This is a genomic window from Rhodococcus sp. H-CA8f, from assembly GCF_002501585.1.
Lineage (GTDB): Bacteria > Actinomycetota > Actinomycetes > Mycobacteriales > Mycobacteriaceae > Rhodococcus_F > Rhodococcus_F erythropolis.
In genome coordinates, this window is sequence record NZ_CP023720.1 from 3,265,844 (window position 1) to 3,284,976 (window position 19,133).

Genomic DNA, 19,133 nt, shown 5'->3' on the forward strand with positions numbered 1-19,133 from the left:
GTTACAGCAATAAGTGTGGGTTAGGCCACAAGGTGTAATGGGTTCTAGTTAGGCTGTACCCATGAATGCGTGGTTGGTACGTGGCCTCGGCATGGCCCTGATACATGTTGTGTTTCGTGCGTTGCTCGGTGCAGCAATCGCACAGTGGCCACTTCAGGGGTCCACCCTGCGCTGGCTGTCCCTGTTGATCGTCATCGTCTTCGCCGCGATCTGGGGTGGTATCGACGGCATTCGCGACCGCCGAAACTTCCCCGAACCCGAGGACGGCGCCGATCTGACCATGCTGTGGCTCAAAGCTGCTTTGGTCGGCGGATTCGTCGCCGGCGCTGCCAGCTGGGCACTCAGCCTGGTCCCCTCCCTCGAACTCACTCAGCAGGGCTTGTTCTTCGAGGTGACCTCCGGTGCGGCGTTCACGATCCTTCTCATCTTCGTCCCTGCCATGATCGCCATCACCGTCGGACGTTTCTTCGTCAGTCGTGAGCAGCGCAAGAACGGAACCGCTCCGCAGACCCCGTCCCACGAGCGTCACCACGAACCGGTGCCCGTCAGCGAGGGCTACGACTCCCCCACCGAGCAGCACGCATACAGCGGAGCCGCCATGTCCGTCGAGGAATCCGACGCCGATACCGCGGTCTTCCCAGCGATCGATCTGGGCAAGCGCGAGCAGTAACGCCCGCCGTCTACACAATCGAATGCGGCCCCGAGGAAATTTTCCTCGGGGCCGCATTCGTGTGGTCGGCTTTTCGACTTCCCTCGTTCAGCCTCGCTCGGCGAGGAACCTGATCGCCAGCGGATACGCGGCGACGCCGAGTCCGACGATCACGCCGGTCGCAATCGGACTCAGGTAGGAATGGTGCCGAAACTCTTCTCGCGCATGAACGTTCGAGATGTGCACCTCGACGAGACCTGCGGTCAGTTCGGCGCATGCATCTCGCAGGACCACCGACGTGTGCGTCAAGCCACCGGCATTGAGGATCACCGGTTCCCCCGCGTCCGCCGCGTCGTGGATCCAACCGAGCAGATCGCCTTCGTGATCGCTCTGACGGACGATCACCTCGACGCCGAGCTCCTTACCTGCCGCGACGCACAATTCGATCAGATCGTCGTGTGTGGTCGCGCCGTAGACCTCGGGCTGACGCTTACCCAGACGCCCCAGATTGGGTCCGTTGACGACGTTGATCCTCACAGCAGGACCGTTCCGCCGGCCGGCCTGGGATCACGGGCGATCGCCGAGTACGCCGCGACCAGCAGGCTCGGATCCGGCCCTTCGAGGCGGCCCGGCTTGGCGAGGCCGTCGAGGACCACGAAACGGAGCAGCCCGGCACGGTTCTTCTTGTCGGTCTGCATTCCCTTCATCAGATCGCCGAACGCATCACCGTCGTACGACGTCGGCAGCCCGACGAGATCGAGGATCGACTTGTGACGATCGGCGGTGGCGTCGTCGAGTCGGCCCGCGAGCCGTCCGAGTTCGGCAGCGAAGACCAGCCCGACGGAGACGGCAGCACCGTGGCGCCACTTGTAGCGCTCACGACGTTCGATCGCGTGGCCGAGGGTGTGGCCGTAGTTGAGGATTTCGCGCAGATCCGACTCGCGCAGATCCGCGGCCACGACCTTGGCCTTGACCTCGACGGAGCGCCGAATCAGCTCGGGCAGAACAGTTCCCGACGGATCGAGAGCAGCCTTGGGATCGGCTTCGATGAGGTCCAGGATCACCGGGTCGGCGATGAATCCGGTCTTGATGACCTCGGCCATGCCTGCAACGATCTCGTTGTGCGGCACAGTCTCGAGCGTCGCGAGATCGATGAACACCGCTCCCGGCTCGTGGAACGAACCGACGAGGTTCTTGCCCGCTTCGGTGTTGATACCGGTCTTGCCGCCCACTGCTGCGTCGACCATCGCGAGCAAAGTGGTGGGGACGTGAACAACCTTGACACCACGCATCCACGTAGCCGCGACGAAGCCGGTGAGGTCGGTCGCCGCTCCCCCGCCCAAGCTCATGATCGCGTCGCTGCGAGTCAGGCCGATTCGGCCGAGCACGTCCCAGCAGAAGCCCGCGACGGCAAGATCCTTACCGTCCTCGGCGTCGGGGATTTCGATGCGGTGAGCGTCGATTCCCTTCTCCGCCAACGCAGCCCGTACAGCCTCCGCGGTCTCTGCCAGCGGCGGCTGATGGAAGATCGCGACAGTGCGCGCGCCGTCGAACTCGGCAACAAGGTCACCGAGCAGGCCGCGGCCGATCACGACCGGGTAGGGACTTGCGGTCTTCACCTCTACACGTACGGGTTCGGTCACTGCTCCACTACTCCGCTCCGGTTGTTCATTTGTCTTGAAGTTTCGACACCAATTGCCCGACGACACGCGCCGGGCTTCGGCCGTCGGTCCGAATCCGAATCGTGGCCGAACGCCGGTACAGCGGACGACGACGCCTCATCAGCTCCTGGTACTTGACCTTGGGATCTCCGCCGGCCAGCAGCGGACGATGATTGTTCGCCCCCGTGCGGCGAAGCCCTTCGGCGACACTGATCTCCAGGTAGATGACCGTGTGACCCTGGAGCAGTTCGCGCGTGCGATCGGACAGGATCGCACCACCGCCGAGCGAGACGATTCCGTCGGTGGCCTGCAACGCGTCGCGAACCACCGATTCCTCGATCTCACGAAACCGAGGCTCTCCGTCGTGGGTGAAGATCTCCGGGATCGTTCTACCCGTGGTCCGTTCGATCTCGGCGTCGGTATCGACCAATTCGAGTTCGAGTGCCTGCGCGAGACGTCGACCGATGGTCGATTTGCCGGCACCGGGCGGACCGATGAGTACAGCCTTCGGCTTCATCGATACGTGAGTCCTATCGAGGCGGTCGGGCTGCGATGCCCTCGGCGTAACGACGGTAGTTGGCAGTGGTTTCAGCAATGGAATCACCACCGAACTTTTCGAGTGCGGCCTGAGCCACGACAAGCGCAACCATCGATTCGGCGACGACGCCGGCGGCCGGAACCGCGCACACATCGCTGCGCTGGTGGATGGCAACCGCTTCCTCGCCGCTCTCCATGTCGACCGTCGCCAGAGCGCGCGGAACCGTCGAGATCGGCTTCATCGCGGCGCGAACTCGAAGGGCCTCACCATTGGTCATGCCACCTTCGATACCGCCTGCGCGGTTGGTGGAACGCACGATGCCGTCCGGGCCCGGGCGGATTTCGTCGTGAGCTTCGCTGCCACGACGACGCGCGGTCTCGAAGCCGTCACCAACCTCGACACCCTTGATGGCCTGAATTCCCATGAGAGCTGCGGCAAGTCGTGAATCGAGACGCTCGGCGCCACTGACGAAAGTGCCGAGTCCGACCGGCAGGCCGTGGATGACGACCTCGACGACGCCACCGAGGGTGTCGCCGTCCTTCTTGGCCGATTCGATCTCGGCGATCATCGACTCTTCTGCAGCCTTGTCGAATGCGCGGACCGGGCTCGCGTCGATCGCGTCCAGGTCCTTGCCATCCGGCACGGGCCCGACGTAAGGCTCGGAAGCACCGATGGAAATGACGTGTGAAACGACCTCGGCACCGAATACCTGACGCAGGAACGACCGTGCGACTGTTCCGGCGGCTACACGGGCTGCGGTCTCGCGAGCGCTGGCGCGCTCGAGGACGGGACGCGCGTCGTTGAAGCCGTACTTGAGCATGCCGCTGTAATCGGCGTGACCGGGACGCGGGCGCGTCAGCGGGGCATTGCGAGCCTGATCGGCGAGCAGGTCCGGGTCGACCGGGTCGGCGGACATGATGGTTTCCCACTTGGGCCACTCGGTGTTGCCGATTTCGATGGCCACGGGGCCACCGAGCGTAAATCCGTGGCGGACACCACCGATGATGGTGACCTTGTCGGCCTCGAACTTCATCCGCGCGCCACGGCCGTAACCGAGTCGACGACGGGCAAGTTCGGACGAGATGGCCTCAGAGGTCACTTCGACCCCCGCGACCATGCCCTCGAGCATCGCGACGAGGGCGGGACCATGGGATTCTCCGGCAGTTATCCAACGCAGCACGCCGACCATCTTTCCACGTCGCAGACCTCAGTTGTCACAGTGGCCCTCCGGGTGAACGCAGATGGCCCACACGCACGATGCGTGTGGGCCATCTCAGAGGTTCCTGCGGGTCTAGAACAGGCGGAATCCTCCACCGTTGGCATTGATGTCAGCCAAACCGATGTTGATGTCCGCCGAGTTGTCGGGAGCATGGAACGGCGGCGGGAGCGGCTCGAAGCAGTACGGTTCGAAGCCGTTGCTGATCAAGCCCACCAGGCGATCGCCGACGACGAGTGGTCCACCGGAGTCTCCGGGAATCGAGCACGTGTGCTCGACAATTTCACCGTAGACGGAGTCGTAGCCCCAGGTGATACCGCACGTGTTGCCGGTCGAACGGCCTTCCTTGCACACGATCGTGCCCGGTGCCGGCGGAGCGCCGATTCCGTTGATCGTCGTGCCGCCGACGGTACGTAGCGGGGCTACCTTCGCGTCGTCGAGATCGATCACCGCGATATCCGAGACCGGACTCGAGTAGGAGAACCGACCGATGGGGCCGGCTTCGGGCAGGTATTCGGCGAACACCCGGTCCCCGACAACTCCGCAGTGTCCGGCGGTGAGTGCCACGAGCGAGCCGGCGTTGTCGTATCCGACCGCGGTCAACGTGCACGCCGCAACTTGCTCCGGATCGGAATGATCCACGTCCGGCAGCAGGATTCCTGAGCCCCCGCCCAGTGCCACCGACGAAGGTGCAGGCGCGGCGCCGGCGACGCCCGCCCCTGCAGCCACAGCCGCCAAACAGGCTGCCGCAGCGACGAAAAGCCTTGTGCGCATAGGTTCCCCCGATAATCGAGTGCGAAACGAGATTCGTTTTGTCCCATTTCCGAAGCCTCAGTCAACGTCAGGGAGTGGACATTCGGCAAGTCCGACTCGCCGCATGCTGGGACTGCGCGCCTGCGATACCCGCCTTTATGAAACCGACGGTTACGTCTTTCCTGCAGATCACGGTCCGTCGTTGAACAGTCAATAACGCAAGGTTTTCCGCGGATGTTGCACTCGTCACGTCAACCAGGCAAACGCCGTCGAACCGCAGGCTGCCAGGCACATCGAGGGACCGTGCGCGATGGGCGAATTGTGGGCTACCGGCCCCGACTGTCGCCGGCCCAGTTTTCGCAGTTCGATCACGACACCCAGGGTTGCGGTGAGCACCGATGCAGACACCAACGACCACAGCCAGGCGTCAGCGCCCACCAATCCGGTCAGAGCGCCCAACGGAAGAGAGAGCTTCACATCGCCGAGACCCATGGAACCAGGCGACATCACGTGCGCCAGGAGGTGGATTCCGGCGAGCAGTGCCGATCCCACTGCAGCAACCCACACCGTTCCCGACGCCGCCGCGTAGACCATCACGACGACGTAACCCGGCAGCGTGAAACTGTTGGGCAGCCGGCGCACGGCCAGGTCGACAGTCGAGATTGCGACGCACCACCACACCACGGCAAGACCTGAGATCAGTTGCACCACCGAGGTATTCAGTGCGCCGACGGCAACCCAACCTGTGGCGACACCGCACTGGGGCACACAACAGAGAGCCACGACTGGTCGATAACCGTGTCGTCGCAACCAACTGTCGACGATCGCCCGAGCACCGACACCACCGACTACCCCAGCGCCTGCCAAGACCACCAACGTCCACATGGTTTCGAGCTTGGTGTCTGGCGTTCACCAGCGGCACTCTACGAATCGTCTTGTGGACTACCTCGACACTGTGAACAGAGCTAAGCGATAGCGGCTGCCATCGCCTCTCGCGGAGCGGGCTTGCCCGTGAACTGCTCGACCTGCCCGAAGGCCTGATTGAGCAACATCTCGAGGCCACCGATCACCGTGCCACCAGCCGCCTCGACAGCCGAAGCGAGTGGCGTCGGCCAAGGGTTGTAGATCGCGTCGAGGACAAATCGTGCCCTCCCCAGTTGCTGGGCGAAAGGCGCGGCCGCTTCTGCGGGAACGGTGCTGACCAAGACCGAGGATTCGGCACAGATCCCACCGAGTCGTGCGTCGTCGAAGGAGACCAGATCAATGTCCAACCCGACAGCACTGCCGCATTCGATGGCACCGGATGCTCGCCCCGGATCACGCGCGACCACGGTGACTGTCCGAACTCCCATGTCGGCCAACGCGACCAGTGCCGGCCGCGCGGTGCCTCCCGCGCCGACAACTACCGCCGAAGTGCCGCTGAGATCGCCGACGCCGCCGGCGATCAACGCACCGCTGACTCCGTCGACGTCCGTGCAGTCGGCACGCCAACCGCCGTCGATGCGAACCAAGGTGTTGGCCGAGCCGATGGTCACCGCTCGCGGTGTGCGTTCGGTGGCATATTCGAGTGCTGCGATCTTGCCCGGCATCGTCACGGAGAGGCCGACCCATTCGGGGCCGAGTGAGTCAACGAGGGCAGGCAACTGCTCGCCGGTGCATTCGATCCGCTCGTAGGTCCAATCGCTCAGCCCCAAAGCCTCGTACGCGGCCAGATGCAGCAACGGCGACTTCGAGTGAGCGATCGGACTTCCGAGAACTGCCGCCTTACGCGGCGTCGCGAGCGAAGTCGCGGTACTACCGTCCACTGTCGAGAATCCCACTTTGCTGTGCCAGTTCGATGTTGGCCAGATGCTCCTCGTAACTCTTGGTGAAGAGCGTCTGGCCTTCCTTGTTGATCGTGACGAAGTACAACCAGTCACCGGCCGCCGGCGATTCCACGGCCTTCAGCGCGTCGATGCTCGGTGAAGCAATAGGCGTCGCAGGCAGACCGGGCATTGCGTACGTGTTCCAGGGCGTGACGCGCTCACGGTCCGCATCGGTCGTGGCGACCTCGGTGGTGTCGAGTGAGTAGTTGACCGTGGAGTCGAACTGCAAAGGCTGATCGACTGCGAGTCGGTTGACGATCACCCGCGCGACCTTGGCCATGTCGCCAGGCAATGCCTCACGCTCGACCAGCGACGCTGCCACCAACAACTGGTACGGCGACATTCCGACTCCGCTGCCTGCTGTCAGGATCCCGGTGGCCTCGTACTTAGCGGCGCTGCCCTCGACCAACGAACGCAGGATCTCGGTCGGCGTCGCAGTGGGGTCGAAATCCCAACTGCTGGCGGCGATCAGGCCTTCGAGCTGACGGTCCTTGTCCGGCACGCTCTTGACCGACGACATCGCCCAGTCCGGCACGCCGAGCGAAGCCAGATCGGAAGACGCTCCCGCAGTGTTCAATTCGTCCGTCGAGACGCACTTCTGAGCGGAAACCGGGCCGACACAACTCGCCTCGGAAATGAGGTTGTAGATGCCCTTCTTGAGCGAGCCCGTCTGCGCGTCCGAACTGTCGTGCAGCTGACGCCCTTCGGCGATGACAACACTGCCGACTCGGGAGTCCGGGGCAACCAAACTGTCGAGTGCGCTCGCGGCACTACTCTGCACCGGCACCTGGTAGAAGCCGGGTTGTACCTTCTGGATCTCCGACGGATTGGCGATCGCAGCGTTGTAGAAAGCAGCGGAACTCGCGACGACGTTCTTCGCCTCCAGCGTCGCACCGATCTCCGATGCGGTTTCTCCACTGTTGATCTGGATGACCACGGGTGCGCCGCCCGGGCCGGCGAAGTCCTCCGCGGCCTTGTTGCGATCCATGTACCAGAGGGCACCGTATGCACCGACACCGAGAACCGCGATCACCAACACCAGGAGAGCGAGAACACCAACCTTCTTCCCTCGCTTGGCGCGCTTGTTGCGCGCTTCGCGTTGCTTGCGTGCCTCCGCTCGCGACATATGCGGCGGATCGATGTTCTGCGGCAACGCACGCATGACCATGGTCTCGTCGTTGTCGAAGTCGAACGAACTGGTGGGCCGGCTTCCGCCGCCCTCATCCCACCGCGCGTTCACAGATCGCCCTCCAGTGCAGCGTCCTTCGACGACTCCCCTGGTTTCACAGCTCTACTCCGCTCGTCCAGCCAGCCTTGCAGGATTTCCACCGCCGCAGCCTGATCGATCATCGGCCGCTGGCCGCGTGCCTTGACTCCACTTTCGCGGAGGTTGCGCGCAGCCGTGACGGTCGTCAGTCGTTCGTCGGACAATCTCACCGGGATCGGTTCGACGGCCCGCTGCAGTCGTTTGGCGAATGCAGTCGCGATACCGGCGGCTTTACCTTGCTCACCGCGCAGCGTCTGTGGCAGTCCGACGATAACCTCAACGGCCTCGTATTCGGACACGATGGCGATAATGCGCCGGATATCCGGCGCGTCGGGCCCACGCTCCTTCGAGCGTGGAACCGTTTCCACCGGTGTCGCGAGGATGCCGTCGGGGTCGCTTGACGCGACGCCGATGCGAACACTGCCGACGTCGATGGCGATGCGCCGCCCGCGACCAGGGTCGTCGATGCCGGGGCGATCGGGACCCTGCTGCGTAGCCACCACCGTCAGCTGCCGCCCGCCAGCTCTCCGACTCTGTCCCGGATCGCATCGAGCGCTGCCGGGATTCCGGCGGAGTCCGAACCCGAGCCCTGGGCCATGTCGGGCTTTCCGCCGCCACGGCCACCGATCTTGGGACCGAAGGACGCGACAAGCTCGCCGGCCTTCACACCGAGACCCTGGGCTGCCTTGCTGGATGCGACCACGAACGGGACCTTGCCGTCGACGTCACCGAGGAGAGCTACAACGGCAGGTTCGGAGCCGAGTCGGCCCTTGATGTCCGTGACGAGGCTGCGCAGATCGTTGCCGCCGACTCCCGCGGGAGCAGGCTCGGCAATGACCAGGACGCTACCGATGCGCTTGGCCTTGGCGACGTACTCGCCTGCCGACGCCAGCACAGCCTTGGCCTTGGTCTGCTCGAGTTCCTTCTCGGCCACCTTGAGTCGCTCGACGAGAGCCTCGACTCGGGCAGGCACCTCTTCCGAAGGAACCTTCAGCGAGGAGGAGAGCCCGGCCAGCAGCGCGCGCTCCTTGGCGAGGTAGCGGTAGGAGTCCAAACCGACGTACGCCTCGACGCGTCGGATTCCGGAGCCGACCGACTGCTCACCGAGCAGCGTGACCTGACCGATCTGGGCGGAGCTTCCGACGTGAGTACCGCCGCACAGTTCCATCGAGAAGGGACCGCCGATTTCGACGACACGAACCTCGTCCCCGTAGTTCTCACCGAAGAGTGCCATCGCACCCATCGCCTTGGCCTTGTCGAGATCCGTGACAAATGTGTTGACCGCGTAGTTGGACGCCACGGCTTCGTTGGTGAGTGCCTCGATGTCCTGCTTCTGGGAGTCGGACAGCGCGCCCTGCCAGGAGAAGTCGAAGCGGAGGTAACCCGGCTTGTTGAGCGAACCCGCCTGAACGGCGTTGGGGCCGAGCACCTGACGCAGCGCCGCGTGCACCATGTGGGTACCGGAGTGCCCCTGGGTTGCACCCTTGCGCCACTCGGCGTCGACGTGCGCGAGCACGACGTCGCCCTCGGTGATCTCGCCCTTCTGCACCGTCACCTTGTGCGTCCAGACCTTCTTGGCGATCTTCTGCACGTCGTTGACCTTGGCTTCGAGGCCCGGCGCGGTGAGCGAACCGATGTCGGCGATCTGTCCACCGGACTCGGCGTAGAGCGGGCTGCGGTCGAGGATGACCTCGACGTCCTGACCGGCCTTCGCGACCGGCACGCGGACACCGTCGACGATCAGTGCGAGGACGTGAGCCTCGGAGACGAGCTCGTCGAAACCGGTGAACTCGGTGGCACCTCGATCGAGCAGTTCCTTGTAGACCGTGAGGTCCGCATGCGCGTGCTTACGCGCTTGAGCGTCGTCCTTGGCGCGCTTGCGCTGCTCGGCCATGAGCGTGCGGAAACCGTCTTCGTCGACGGTGAGACCGGCCTCGGATGCCATTTCGAGCGTGAGGTCGATCGGGAAGCCGTAGGTGTCGTGCAGTGCAAACGCCTGATCGCCGGCGATGACCGACTTTCCGGACGACTTGACCGTCTCGGCAGCATTCTCGAACAGGGCCGAACCCGACGCCAGCGTCTTGAGGAACGCGGTCTCCTCACCGACGGCAACGTTCTCGATGCGCGTGAAGTCGGTTTCCAGAACCGGGTACGACGGCGCCATCGTGTCGCGGACGACGATCATGAACTCGCGCATGGTGGGCTGCTCGCTGCCGAGCAGTTTGGCCGAGCGCACGATACGACGCAGCAACCGGCGCAGGACGTATCCGCGGCCGTAGTTGCCGGGGTTCACACCGTCGGCGATCAACATCGCGGCGGTGCGTGCGTGGTCGGCGATGACGCGGAAACGGACGTCAGAAGTGTGATCGGTCCCGTACACGCTGCCGGTCAGTTCGGCGGCCTTGTCGATGACGGGGCGGAGAAGGTCTGTCTCGTAGACGTTTTCGACGCCCTGCAGGAGGAACGCAACGCGCTCGACGCCCATGCCGGTGTCGATGTTCTTCTTCGGCAGCGGTCCGAGGATCGGGTAGTCGCCCTTGTTGGTGCCCTCGCCGCGCTCGTTCTGCATGAACACGAGGTTCCAGATCTCGATGTAGCGATCCTCGTCGGCTTCCGGGCCACCCTCGACGCCGTACTCGGCGCCGCGGTCGTAGAAGATCTCCGAGCAGGGGCCGCACGGTCCGGGAATGCCCATGGACCAGTAGTTGTCCTTCATGCCGCGGCGCTGGATGCGCTCTTCGGGCACACCGACCTCGTCGCGCCAGATCGAGAACGCTTCGTCGTCGTCGAGATAGACGGTTGCCCACAAGCGCGTGGGATCGATGCCGTATCCGCCGTCCTCGACCGAACCTGTCAGCAACTGCCAGGCGTGGGAGATGGCTTCCTTCTTGAAGTAGTCACCGAAGGAGAAGTTGCCCGCCATCTGGAAGAAGGTGTTGTGGCGGGTGGTGATGCCGACCTCTTCGATGTCCAGGGTGCGGACACACTTCTGCACAGACGTCGCGCGCGAGTAGGACGGCGTCTGCTGCCCGAGGAAGAACGGCACGAACGGAACCATGCCCGCGTTGACGAACAGAAGGTTCGGGTCGTCGAGAATCAGCGAGGCGCTGGGCACCTCGGTGTGGCCGGCCTTGACGAAGTGGTCGAGGAATCGCCTGCGGATCTCGTGGGTTTGCACTAACCGGTCCTTACCTTCAAGAGCGTCGAGCTATGGGTGTCCAGACTAACGCGTCGACCGGTGGAACCTGGCAGGCGTCAGCCACGAACGATTCGGCGGAGTTTGCTCACCCGATCGGCGATCTCTCGCTCGTTGCCGTGTGCGGTGGGCTGGTAATAGTCGACACCCACCAGATCGTCCGGTGGATACTGTTGCCGCAGAACACCATCACGTGTGTCGTGCGGGTACTTGTATCCGACTGCGTTGCCCAATTGCTCGGCGCCCTTGTAGTGCCCGTCACGCAGATGCGGCGGTACCAGTCCGGATTTTCCGGCGGCCACGTCGGCCATGGCTGCACCGAGAGCGGCGATCACCGCACCCGATTTGGGAGCCGTCGCCAGATGAATGGTGGCCTGTGCCAGCGCCAGACGAGCCTCCGGCATACCGATCAGCTGCACTGCCTGGGCAGCGGCGGTGGCAGTCTGCAGCGCCATCGGGTCCGCCATGCCGATGTCCTCGCTGGCATGAACCACCAGACGCCTCGCGATGAAACGAGGGTCTTCGCCCGCGGTCAGCATCCGAGCGAGGTAGTGCAGGGCGGCATCGACGTCGGAGCCGCGAATGCTCTTGATGAAGGCGCTGATGACGTCGTAGTGCTGATCTCCGGCACGGTCGTACCGAACCGCGGCCTTGTCGACACTGGCCTCGACGGTCGCGAGGTCGAGCACCACCGGGCCCGAAGAGTCACCGGCCGTGTCCAGTGCAGCTCCGGCAGCGGCCTCGAGTGCCGTCAGGGCTCGGCGTGCGTCACCGGCCGCCAGACGAACGAGGTGTTCCATCGCGTCGTCGTCGATCGCGATCGCTCCCCCGAACCCGCGCTCGTCGGTGACCGCACGCTCGAGCAGTTCCTGGACATCCGCAGCGGTGAGCGATTGCAGTTGCAGGACCAACGAGCGCGACAACAGCGCGGAGACGACCGAGAAGGACGGGTTCTCGGTGGTCGCGCCGACCAGGAGCACGATCCGGTTCTCGACCGCGGCGAGCAAGGCGTCCTGCTGGGTTTTGGAGAAACGATGGACCTCGTCGATGAACAAGACGGTCTGTTCGCCGTTCAGCAGACGACGGCGGGCAAGTTCGATGACACCGCGGACTTCCTTGACGCCGGCGGACAGGGCAGACAATGCCTCGAACCGACGGCCGGTAGCGCCCGAGATCAACGACGCGAGCGTGGTCTTGCCGGTGCCGGGAGGTCCGTACAGAAGTACCGATGCAGCGCCGGACCCCTCGACCATTCTGCGCAGCGGAGCACCAGGGCCGAGCAGGTGCTGTTGACCGACAACTTCACCGAGAGTGAGGGGGCGCATGCGGACAGCCAGAGGAGCACCAGGCGGCACCGAGGACAATGCGCGCTCGGCGACAGACACGACATCGGGTTCGTCGACGATCGCGGATTCCTCCGGAGTTGCCTCGAACAGGCCGTCTTCCGCCACCACGCCGTCTTTCGCCCCCACACTGTCTTCCGCTTGCCAATCGCTCACGAATCGACGCTACTAGAGACCACCGACGCTTGACACAACCCGCAGTTCCGCCAGCCCTCACGTCCTCGGCAAAGGCGCTGTAATAGCGTTGTCGCCATGAGCACCTCCGAGATCGCCACCGTCCTCGCGTGGCACGATGCACTCAACTCCCAAGACATCGACACACTTCTGCAGTTGTCGAGTGACGACATCGAGGTAGGCGGCCCCAAGGGCGCGAGCCAGGGACTCGCTGCCCTGCGCGAGTGGGCCACCAACGCCGGCATCACGCTCGTCCCCGGGAAGATGTACGTCCACCACGGCGTGGTCGTCGTCGAACAGACCGCAACGTGGGCGGCCGAACCGGACAAGTCCGCGACCCTGGCCTCGGCTTTCCGAGTCGTGGCCGACCAGGTGACGTCGACGTTCCGCCATCCTGATCTGGCGACGGCCCTCGCGGCGACGGACCTGTCCGAGAACGATCTGGTCTCCGACAACTGAGCGGACTACCGAAAAAGGGCGCTCGTGCTGCATGCACGGGCGCCCTTCTGCGTGTGATCAGTCAGAGACTCAACTGAACTCGGTGCGCAGCGCCGCCACGACGTCGCGGGCGTGTGCCTCGACGGCGTCGTTGCCGGCGAGCTTCGCCGAACGCGCGAGCCTTGCCCAGCGGCCCACCAGTGCGTCGGCGCGTGGAATCGAGAGATAGTGCTCGCGGACGGCGGCGATACGTGAATGATCCTCGGGCAGGTACAGATAGGTGCTGAGCCAGACCCAGATGAGTTGGGCCTCGACGATCCTGCGCCCCAATTCGGCCTCGTCGGCCAGGGCCGGCCACATCCCGACGACCTCGGCCCGCCAGGCATCGACCATCGCCGACGCCCGCTCTTCGGTCAGGTCGATGTTGCACAGGCAACCGGGGAACGACACCAACGCGTAGGTGATGTCGAGGAGGGCGTCGCGGTAGCCACCCCACTCGTAGTCGAGGAACTGCACGCCGTCGTCGTTGACGATGATGTTGTCTGGGCACAGGTCCGACGGGCTGAAGGCGCGGAATCGACCGCCACTGAACAGTGTCTGCGCGTGCCGAACCTGCTCGAGAATGTCCGAACTCACATCGATGCCGAGACTTTCCACCAACATCGCGGGAACACCGGCCACTGCGCGTCCCACCTGATCCGCCACTTCATCGGAGCAATGGGCGACCTCGGCGCGACGCAGCAGTGCAGTGAAGTCGTCCTCACGGCCGACGGTCGCGGCGTGCATGCGCCCCATGGCCTGCGCCATGGCCATCAGCGTGTGAGTGACGGTGTCCGGGTCGGAGTCTTCGAGTCGGACGCTGATTGCGGTGGCGTCGCCGAGATCACTCAGGATCAAGAGGCGAGCATCGAGGTCGGACGCCAACAGTTCGGCGCCGGGGCGTGCGTCCTTGGCAAGCGCGTTGGCGAACTGATACGACACCGCTTCACGAAGGAAAGCCGTCTCGACGTCGAAGTCACCTTCAGACGCGGCGGGGAGCGCAATCGCGGTTTTGGTGGCTCCCTGAAAGTTGTCGCGGACCTGCTTGATCACCAGCGTTCGAGGCAGCGAGAACGGGTTCTCGGCGACACGTACGCGCAGCACGACGGTGCGGCCACTCCCCCCGAGATCGACTGGATCCACCAGGGTTACGGGTGCCCCTGTGCGGCGTGTCAGCAACTGCTCAGCAGCTGCGACGACTTCGGAAACGGGGTCTGCCAGTAATGCGGTCATCACCGACCAACTTACCCGTTAGTGACTCCGATCATGCCCAGCTCATCCACTCACAGCGGCGAATTCAAGCTCTCACAGCGACAGAAATTGCCGTCTACCTGCGGTGATGACAAAAGTCCCTAATCGCCACACCGGCACACAGTTCTCGCGAGAATTCTGCTGTCGGTGAGCAGAACTCCGAACCGGCGATGTCATGGAGTTTTGTCCTCGTCGACAAATCGAGAAATGCCTTTCAACGCTGCTTCGAATTCCTCGTCGGCCCGGGTTCTGACCCAGAGGACGAGCACGCAGGCAGTGACGATCCCGACCAGGTTGACAGCCAGTTGCAGCGACGACAACCCGGCGATCCGCCATTCTCCGTTTGCTGCCGCAACCACCGCGAAACCGGCGGCAGGAACCGTGGTGACGGAGATGAACACTCCGACCAAGGCAGCGGACTTCGACGAGACGAGTGCCAGCATCCCAGCCGCACCGGCAAGAAGCGCGACGACAAACGAGATGGGCCCGACCTTGTAGACGAAATCGACCTCGTGGAGCGATTCGAGACTCACGACGTCCATCCACCCGAAGAACTTCACCACGAACGTTGCGGCGAGAGTCACGCCCATCGCGATGGGGAATCCGACGGCAAGCGCGAGAATCGAACGTCGACGCAACCGTCGATCCCGCCGTACGAGTGCCACAGCCAGCGCGGCCAGCGGCCCGAACTCCGGGCCGACGACCATGGCTCCCACGATCGTGATCTGAGAGTCGGTGACAACGCCGATTGCCGCGAGCAGACATGCGATCGTCAGGAACGCGACGAACAATCCGTTGAGAGTTGATTCTTCCCGAGTGCGGGACAGCAATTCCTCCCACACGACGGAATCCGCGGGATCACCCGGCACGTCGCGCTCGGCTTTGCGTGCCGCCGCCGACAACACCGTCTCGACCGGTACGAGCGTCATTCCGCCGTCCTCGGCGACGCCGAGAGCGGTCAGAGCATCGACGACGTCGTTGGCCGCCTCACGGGCGACGTCGGCCTCCACCATGTCACCGGCGGGATGAACCGCGACATCACGTAATACGACGATGTGTGTCGCGCCCCGCTGCGACGCGAGCGCACCGAGAACTTGCTCGGTGCGCTCGGTCGGGCAGATCACCCGCAAATGCAGCATGGCGATCCGGTGTCGGCTCTACTTGGCTTCGGCGGTGTCGCCTTCGGACTTCTTGTCCTCTGACTTCTTCTCGGGCTTCGCGTCAATACCCGATTCCTTGCGCTGCTGCGCAGAAATCGGTGCCGGAGCATCCGTCAGCGGGTCGACGCCGCCACCGGATTTCGGGAACGCGATGACCTCACGGATGGAATCCATGCCGGCGAGGAGAGCGGTGATGCGGTCCCAGCCGAAAGCAATTCCGCCGTGCGGAGGCGCGCCGAAGGCGAAGGCGTCGAGAAGGAAGCCGAACTGCTCCTGCGCCTCTTCCTCGGAGATACCCATCACCTTGAACACTCGTTCCTGAATGTCCTTGCGGTGGATACGAATACTGCCGCCGCCGATCTCGTTGCCGTTGCAGACGATGTCGTAGGCGTAGGCGAGAGCGGAATCCGGATCGGTGTCGAACGTGTCGAAGAACTCCGGCTTCGGCGACGTGAACGCATGGTGCACGGCGGTCCAGGCGGAGTGGCCGAGAGCAACGTCACCGGATGCAGTGGCGTCGGCGGTCGGCTCGAACATCGGAGCGTCGACGATCCACACGAAGGCCCACGCGTCGGGATCGATGAGATCCTTCTTGCGGGCGATCTCACCACGGGCAGCGCCGAGGAGAGCGCGCGTCGACTTGGTCGCGCCCGCTCCGAAGAAGATGCAGTCGCCCGGCTGGGCTCCGACGTGAGCGGCCAGGCCCTCACGCTCGGCGTCGGTCAGGTTCTTGGCAACGGGACCACCGAGAGTGCCGTCTTCGCCGACCAACACGTACGCCAGGCCCTTGGAGCCGCGCTGCTTCGCCCACTCCTGCCAGGCATCGAGCTGCTTGCGCGGCTGGCTTGCACCACCGGGCATCACGACGGCGCCAACGTATTCGGCTTGGAAGACGCGGAAGGTCGTGTCCTTGAAGAACTCCGCGCACTCGACGAGTTCGATACCGAAACGCAGGTCCGGCTTGTCGCTGCCGTAACGACGCATTGCCTCGTTGTAGGTCATGCGATCGATCGGCGTCTTGATCTCGTGGCCGACGAGCTTCCAGAGCGCCGTCAGGATTTCCTCGGCAAGCAGGATGATGTCGTCCTGGTTGACGAAAGCCATCTCGATGTCGAGCTGAGTGAACTCGGGCTGACGATCGGCGCGGAAATCCTCGTCGCGGTAGCAACGCGCGATCTGGTAGTAGCGCTCGATGCCGCCGACCATGAGTAGCTGCTTGAACAGCTGCGGGCTCTGCGGCAGTGCGTAGAAGCTACCGGGCTGCAGGCGTGACGGTACGAGGAAGTCACGGGCACCCTCTGGCGTCGAACGCGTAAGCGTCGGAGTCTCGACCTCGACGAACTCGTGGTGCGCGAGAACGCCGCGCGCTGCGGCACTTACCTTGGAACGCAAGCGAATTGCGGATCCGGGCCCTTCACGACGCAAGTCGAGGTATCGGTACTTGAGGCGTGCTTCTTCGCCGACCTGATCGTCGAGCTGGAACGGCAGCGGTGCGCTTTCGTTGAGAACCTCGAGTTCGGTGGCGTTGACCTCGATTGCTCCGGTGGGGATCTCGAAGTTCTGGTTGCCCTCGGGGCGAACCTCGACCGTTCCGGTTACGCGAACGCAGTATTCCGCGCGCAGACGGTGCGCCTGCTCGGCCACGTCACCTGCCCGGAAAACTACCTGCGCAACTCCGGATGCATCACGGAGATCGATGAAGATCACTCCGCCGTGATCACGACGCCTGGCTACCCAACCGGTGAGCGTTACGGTCTGCTCTGCCTGCTCGGGTCGCAATGAACCGGCGAGATGTGTGCGCAGCACGGGATTCCTTTCGAACTACTTCCAATAACCGATGACCGACTACTTTGCCTGCGATCCTACGGAGCGAACTGCGCAGAGCGGAAACGCGGACCCGCATCGCATGCGAAGCTATCTCCAGAAGTGACGGCAAGCACTTGTTCACGACAGCAGAAAGCGGACATAGATGACCTTCAACGAGGGGGCCCGCGGCGAAGCGGGACGCGTTCAGGTTCAAGGCGGCGGGGGCGGCGGTGGCCGCGGCGGCAAGATCGCGATCGGCGGTGGCGCGGGCGGCATCATCGTTCTGATCCTGGCGCTGTTGTTCGGCGGTGACCCCGGCTCACTACTGGGCACGTCCACCGAAACTTCGAGTTCGTCGACCGGACTGTCGTCGGTCGACGAGTGCACCGGCGCTCAGGCAAACGCCGATGTGAACTGCCGCGTCACACTGACCGTCGGAAGCCTCGACGACGTTTGGGAACAGCAGTTGGTCAAGCAGACCGGCACGGCGTACGTGCGACCTGAAGTCATTCTGTTCAGCGGTTCGGTCAACACCGGTTGCGGCCAGGCGTCGAGTGATGTCGGTCCGTTCTACTGCCCGGCGGACCAAACGGCGTACTTCGATACGAGCTTTTTCCAATTGCTCGTCGACCGTTTCGGTTCCAGTGCCGGACCGCTCGCACAGGAGTACGTGGTCGCTCACGAGTTCGGACATCACATCCAGAATCAACTCGGCGACATCGGCCGCGCGCAGGCCGACCCGCAGGGTGAGCAGTCGGGTGCGGTTCGCACCGAACTCCAGGCCGATTGCTACGCCGGCGTCTGGGCGCATTTTGCCGACACGATTCCCGATCAGGCGACCGGTCAACCGTTCCTGAAGCCCTTGTCAAAAGACGACATTCGCGACGCGTTGTCCGCCGCCTCGTCGGTGGGCGACGACCGTATCCAGAAGTCCACGACCGGTCGGGTCAACCCTGAAGGCTGGACACACGGTTCCTCCGCACAGCGTCAGGCGTGGTTCATGACCGGATACCAGACCGGCCAGATCTCGTCGTGTGACACGTACTCGGCGCGGGATCTGAACAATCCGCCCGATCTGAAGCGTTAGAGAACCTCCGAAATAACATCCCGCCGACAATTTCTTCCGTCTTGACAGATTTAGTTGTCGGTGGGATGGTTTTCTCATGTTGGAAGTCGCAGTCATCGATCGTCCCGCAGCTGCCGAGGCCTCGCTCGATCCGATCCGCCAACGGATTCTGGCTGAACTGGCAGTCCCGGCATCAGCATCCTCGCTGGCACCCCGGGTGGGCTTGACGCGCCAGAAGATCAATTACCACTTGCGCACTCTCGAGGAACACGGACTCGTCGAACTCGTCGAGGAGCGCAAGCGGGGAAACATGACGGAGCGGATCATGCAGGCCAGCGCCGCGTCGTACGTCATCTCCCCCGCTGCAATGTCCGCGCTCGCGCCGGACCCGAGCCGGTTCCCGGATCAGCTCTCGGCGCGCTGGCTCGTCACTCTCGCGGCGCGGATCGTCCGAGAGGTCGGCGAACTGATCGCCGGCGCAACTGCGGCCGGAAAACCGTTGGCGTCCTTTGCCATCGACAGCGACATCACCTTTGCCACGGCGGCCGACCGCGCCGCCTTCGCCGGCGAACTCGGCGAGTCGGTCAACTCACTCGTGGCCAAATACCACGACGGCAATTCCGAAGCCGGGCGCAAACACCGCTTGGTTGTCGCCCTGCATCCCAGTCTCACCACACCCCACGTCACCACACCCGAAACGGAGCAGTAGCG

18 protein-coding genes are annotated in these 19,133 nt (G+C 64.0%); 4 read left to right on the forward strand and 14 right to left on the reverse strand.

Annotated elements, in window-relative coordinates:
• The first annotated feature begins 61 nt into the window (after positions 1–61).
• Entirely contained in the window at positions 62–670 is a 609-nt protein-coding gene (locus CPI83_RS15095) for a B-4DMT family transporter (protein ID WP_019748369.1), read from the forward strand.
• A gap of 87 nt (positions 671–757) precedes the next feature.
• On the opposite strand, the gene aroQ is transcribed toward CPI83_RS15095, so the two are convergent.
• The 11 genes from aroQ to CPI83_RS15150 all read right to left on the reverse strand — a co-directional run bounded on the left by aroQ (position 758) and on the right by CPI83_RS15150 (position 12,530).
• Positions 758–1,186 carry a type II 3-dehydroquinate dehydratase gene (aroQ, locus tag CPI83_RS15100; protein ID WP_003944916.1) on the reverse strand — a complete coding sequence of 143 codons (429 nt, stop codon included), beginning with the start codon at positions 1,184–1,186 and terminating at the stop codon, positions 758–760.
• The gene (gene aroB / locus CPI83_RS15105; protein WP_020907694.1) at positions 1,183–2,292 is read right to left on the reverse strand and encodes a 3-dehydroquinate synthase; all 1,110 of its coding nucleotides are present in this window, start codon (positions 2,290–2,292) and stop codon (positions 1,183–1,185) included. The genes aroQ and aroB overlap by 4 nt, the downstream gene beginning before the upstream one ends.
• A 25-nt stretch (positions 2,293–2,317) precedes the next feature.
• A complete protein-coding gene (locus CPI83_RS15110) occupies positions 2,318–2,827 on the reverse strand; it encodes a shikimate kinase (RefSeq protein WP_020907693.1) in 510 nt (169 codons plus the stop codon).
• 13 nt (positions 2,828–2,840) lie between these two features.
• On the reverse strand, positions 2,841–4,028 hold the full coding sequence (gene aroC, locus CPI83_RS15115; RefSeq protein ID WP_024487252.1) for a chorismate synthase: 1,188 nt from the start codon (positions 4,026–4,028) through the stop codon (positions 2,841–2,843).
• Between the two features lie 111 nt (positions 4,029–4,139).
• On the reverse strand, positions 4,140–4,838 hold the full coding sequence (locus tag CPI83_RS15120; RefSeq protein WP_020907692.1) for a S1 family peptidase: 699 nt from the start codon (positions 4,836–4,838) through the stop codon (positions 4,140–4,142).
• A gap of 225 nt (positions 4,839–5,063) precedes the next feature.
• Entirely contained in the window at positions 5,064–5,702 is a 639-nt protein-coding gene (locus CPI83_RS15125; RefSeq protein WP_097387380.1) for an A24 family peptidase, read from the reverse strand.
• A gap of 80 nt (positions 5,703–5,782) precedes the next feature.
• Positions 5,783–6,622 carry a shikimate dehydrogenase gene (locus CPI83_RS15130; protein ID WP_097387381.1) on the reverse strand — a complete coding sequence of 280 codons (840 nt, stop codon included), beginning with the start codon at positions 6,620–6,622 and terminating at the stop codon, positions 5,783–5,785.
• Entirely contained in the window at positions 6,612–7,922 is a 1,311-nt protein-coding gene (mltG, locus tag CPI83_RS15135) for an endolytic transglycosylase MltG (RefSeq protein ID WP_019748362.1), read from the reverse strand. The genes CPI83_RS15130 and mltG overlap by 11 nt, the downstream gene beginning before the upstream one ends.
• Complete coding sequence (gene ruvX / locus CPI83_RS15140) at positions 7,919–8,452, reverse strand: Holliday junction resolvase RuvX (protein ID WP_003944838.1); 534 nt, start codon at positions 8,450–8,452, stop codon at positions 7,919–7,921. The genes mltG and ruvX overlap by 4 nt, the downstream gene beginning before the upstream one ends.
• Positions 8,453–8,454: 2 nt before the next feature.
• Positions 8,455–11,127: an alanine--tRNA ligase gene (gene alaS, locus CPI83_RS15145; protein ID WP_019748361.1), complete on the reverse strand. Its 2,673-nt coding sequence runs from the start codon at positions 11,125–11,127 to the stop codon at positions 8,455–8,457.
• 77 nt (positions 11,128–11,204) lie between these two features.
• The gene (locus tag CPI83_RS15150; protein ID WP_232816935.1) at positions 11,205–12,530 is read right to left on the reverse strand and encodes a replication-associated recombination protein A; all 1,326 of its coding nucleotides are present in this window, start codon (positions 12,528–12,530) and stop codon (positions 11,205–11,207) included.
• A gap of 210 nt (positions 12,531–12,740) precedes the next feature.
• Here CPI83_RS15150 and CPI83_RS15155 point away from each other — a divergent pair, with 210 nt between their 5' ends.
• Positions 12,741–13,121, forward strand: coding sequence for a nuclear transport factor 2 family protein (locus tag CPI83_RS15155; protein WP_019748359.1), 381 nt, complete (start codon positions 12,741–12,743; stop codon positions 13,119–13,121).
• 69 nt (positions 13,122–13,190) lie between these two features.
• Here the strand turns inward: CPI83_RS15155 and CPI83_RS15160 are convergent, their stop codons facing one another.
• From CPI83_RS15160 to aspS, 3 genes are all read right to left on the reverse strand, one after another.
• Positions 13,191–14,372, reverse strand: a complete 1,182-nt coding sequence (locus CPI83_RS15160) for a Kae1-associated kinase (protein WP_021344212.1) — start codon at positions 14,370–14,372, stop codon at positions 13,191–13,193.
• 191 nt (positions 14,373–14,563) lie between these two features.
• Complete coding sequence (locus CPI83_RS15165; RefSeq protein ID WP_019748357.1) at positions 14,564–15,529, reverse strand: DUF389 domain-containing protein; 966 nt, start codon at positions 15,527–15,529, stop codon at positions 14,564–14,566.
• A gap of 18 nt (positions 15,530–15,547) precedes the next feature.
• Entirely contained in the window at positions 15,548–17,356 is a 1,809-nt protein-coding gene (gene aspS / locus CPI83_RS15170) for an aspartate--tRNA ligase (RefSeq protein WP_070796954.1), read from the reverse strand.
• Positions 17,357–17,519: 163 nt separating this feature from the next.
• Here aspS and CPI83_RS15175 point away from each other — a divergent pair, with 163 nt between their 5' ends.
• Together CPI83_RS15175 and CPI83_RS15180 are read left to right on the forward strand one after the other, a co-directional pair.
• Positions 17,520–18,443, forward strand: a complete 924-nt coding sequence (locus CPI83_RS15175; RefSeq protein ID WP_003945028.1) for a neutral zinc metallopeptidase — start codon at positions 17,520–17,522, stop codon at positions 18,441–18,443.
• 76 nt (positions 18,444–18,519) lie between these two features.
• Positions 18,520–19,131, forward strand: a complete 612-nt coding sequence (locus CPI83_RS15180) for a helix-turn-helix domain-containing protein (RefSeq protein ID WP_021332959.1) — start codon at positions 18,520–18,522, stop codon at positions 19,129–19,131.
• Positions 19,132–19,133: the final 2 nt, after the last annotated feature.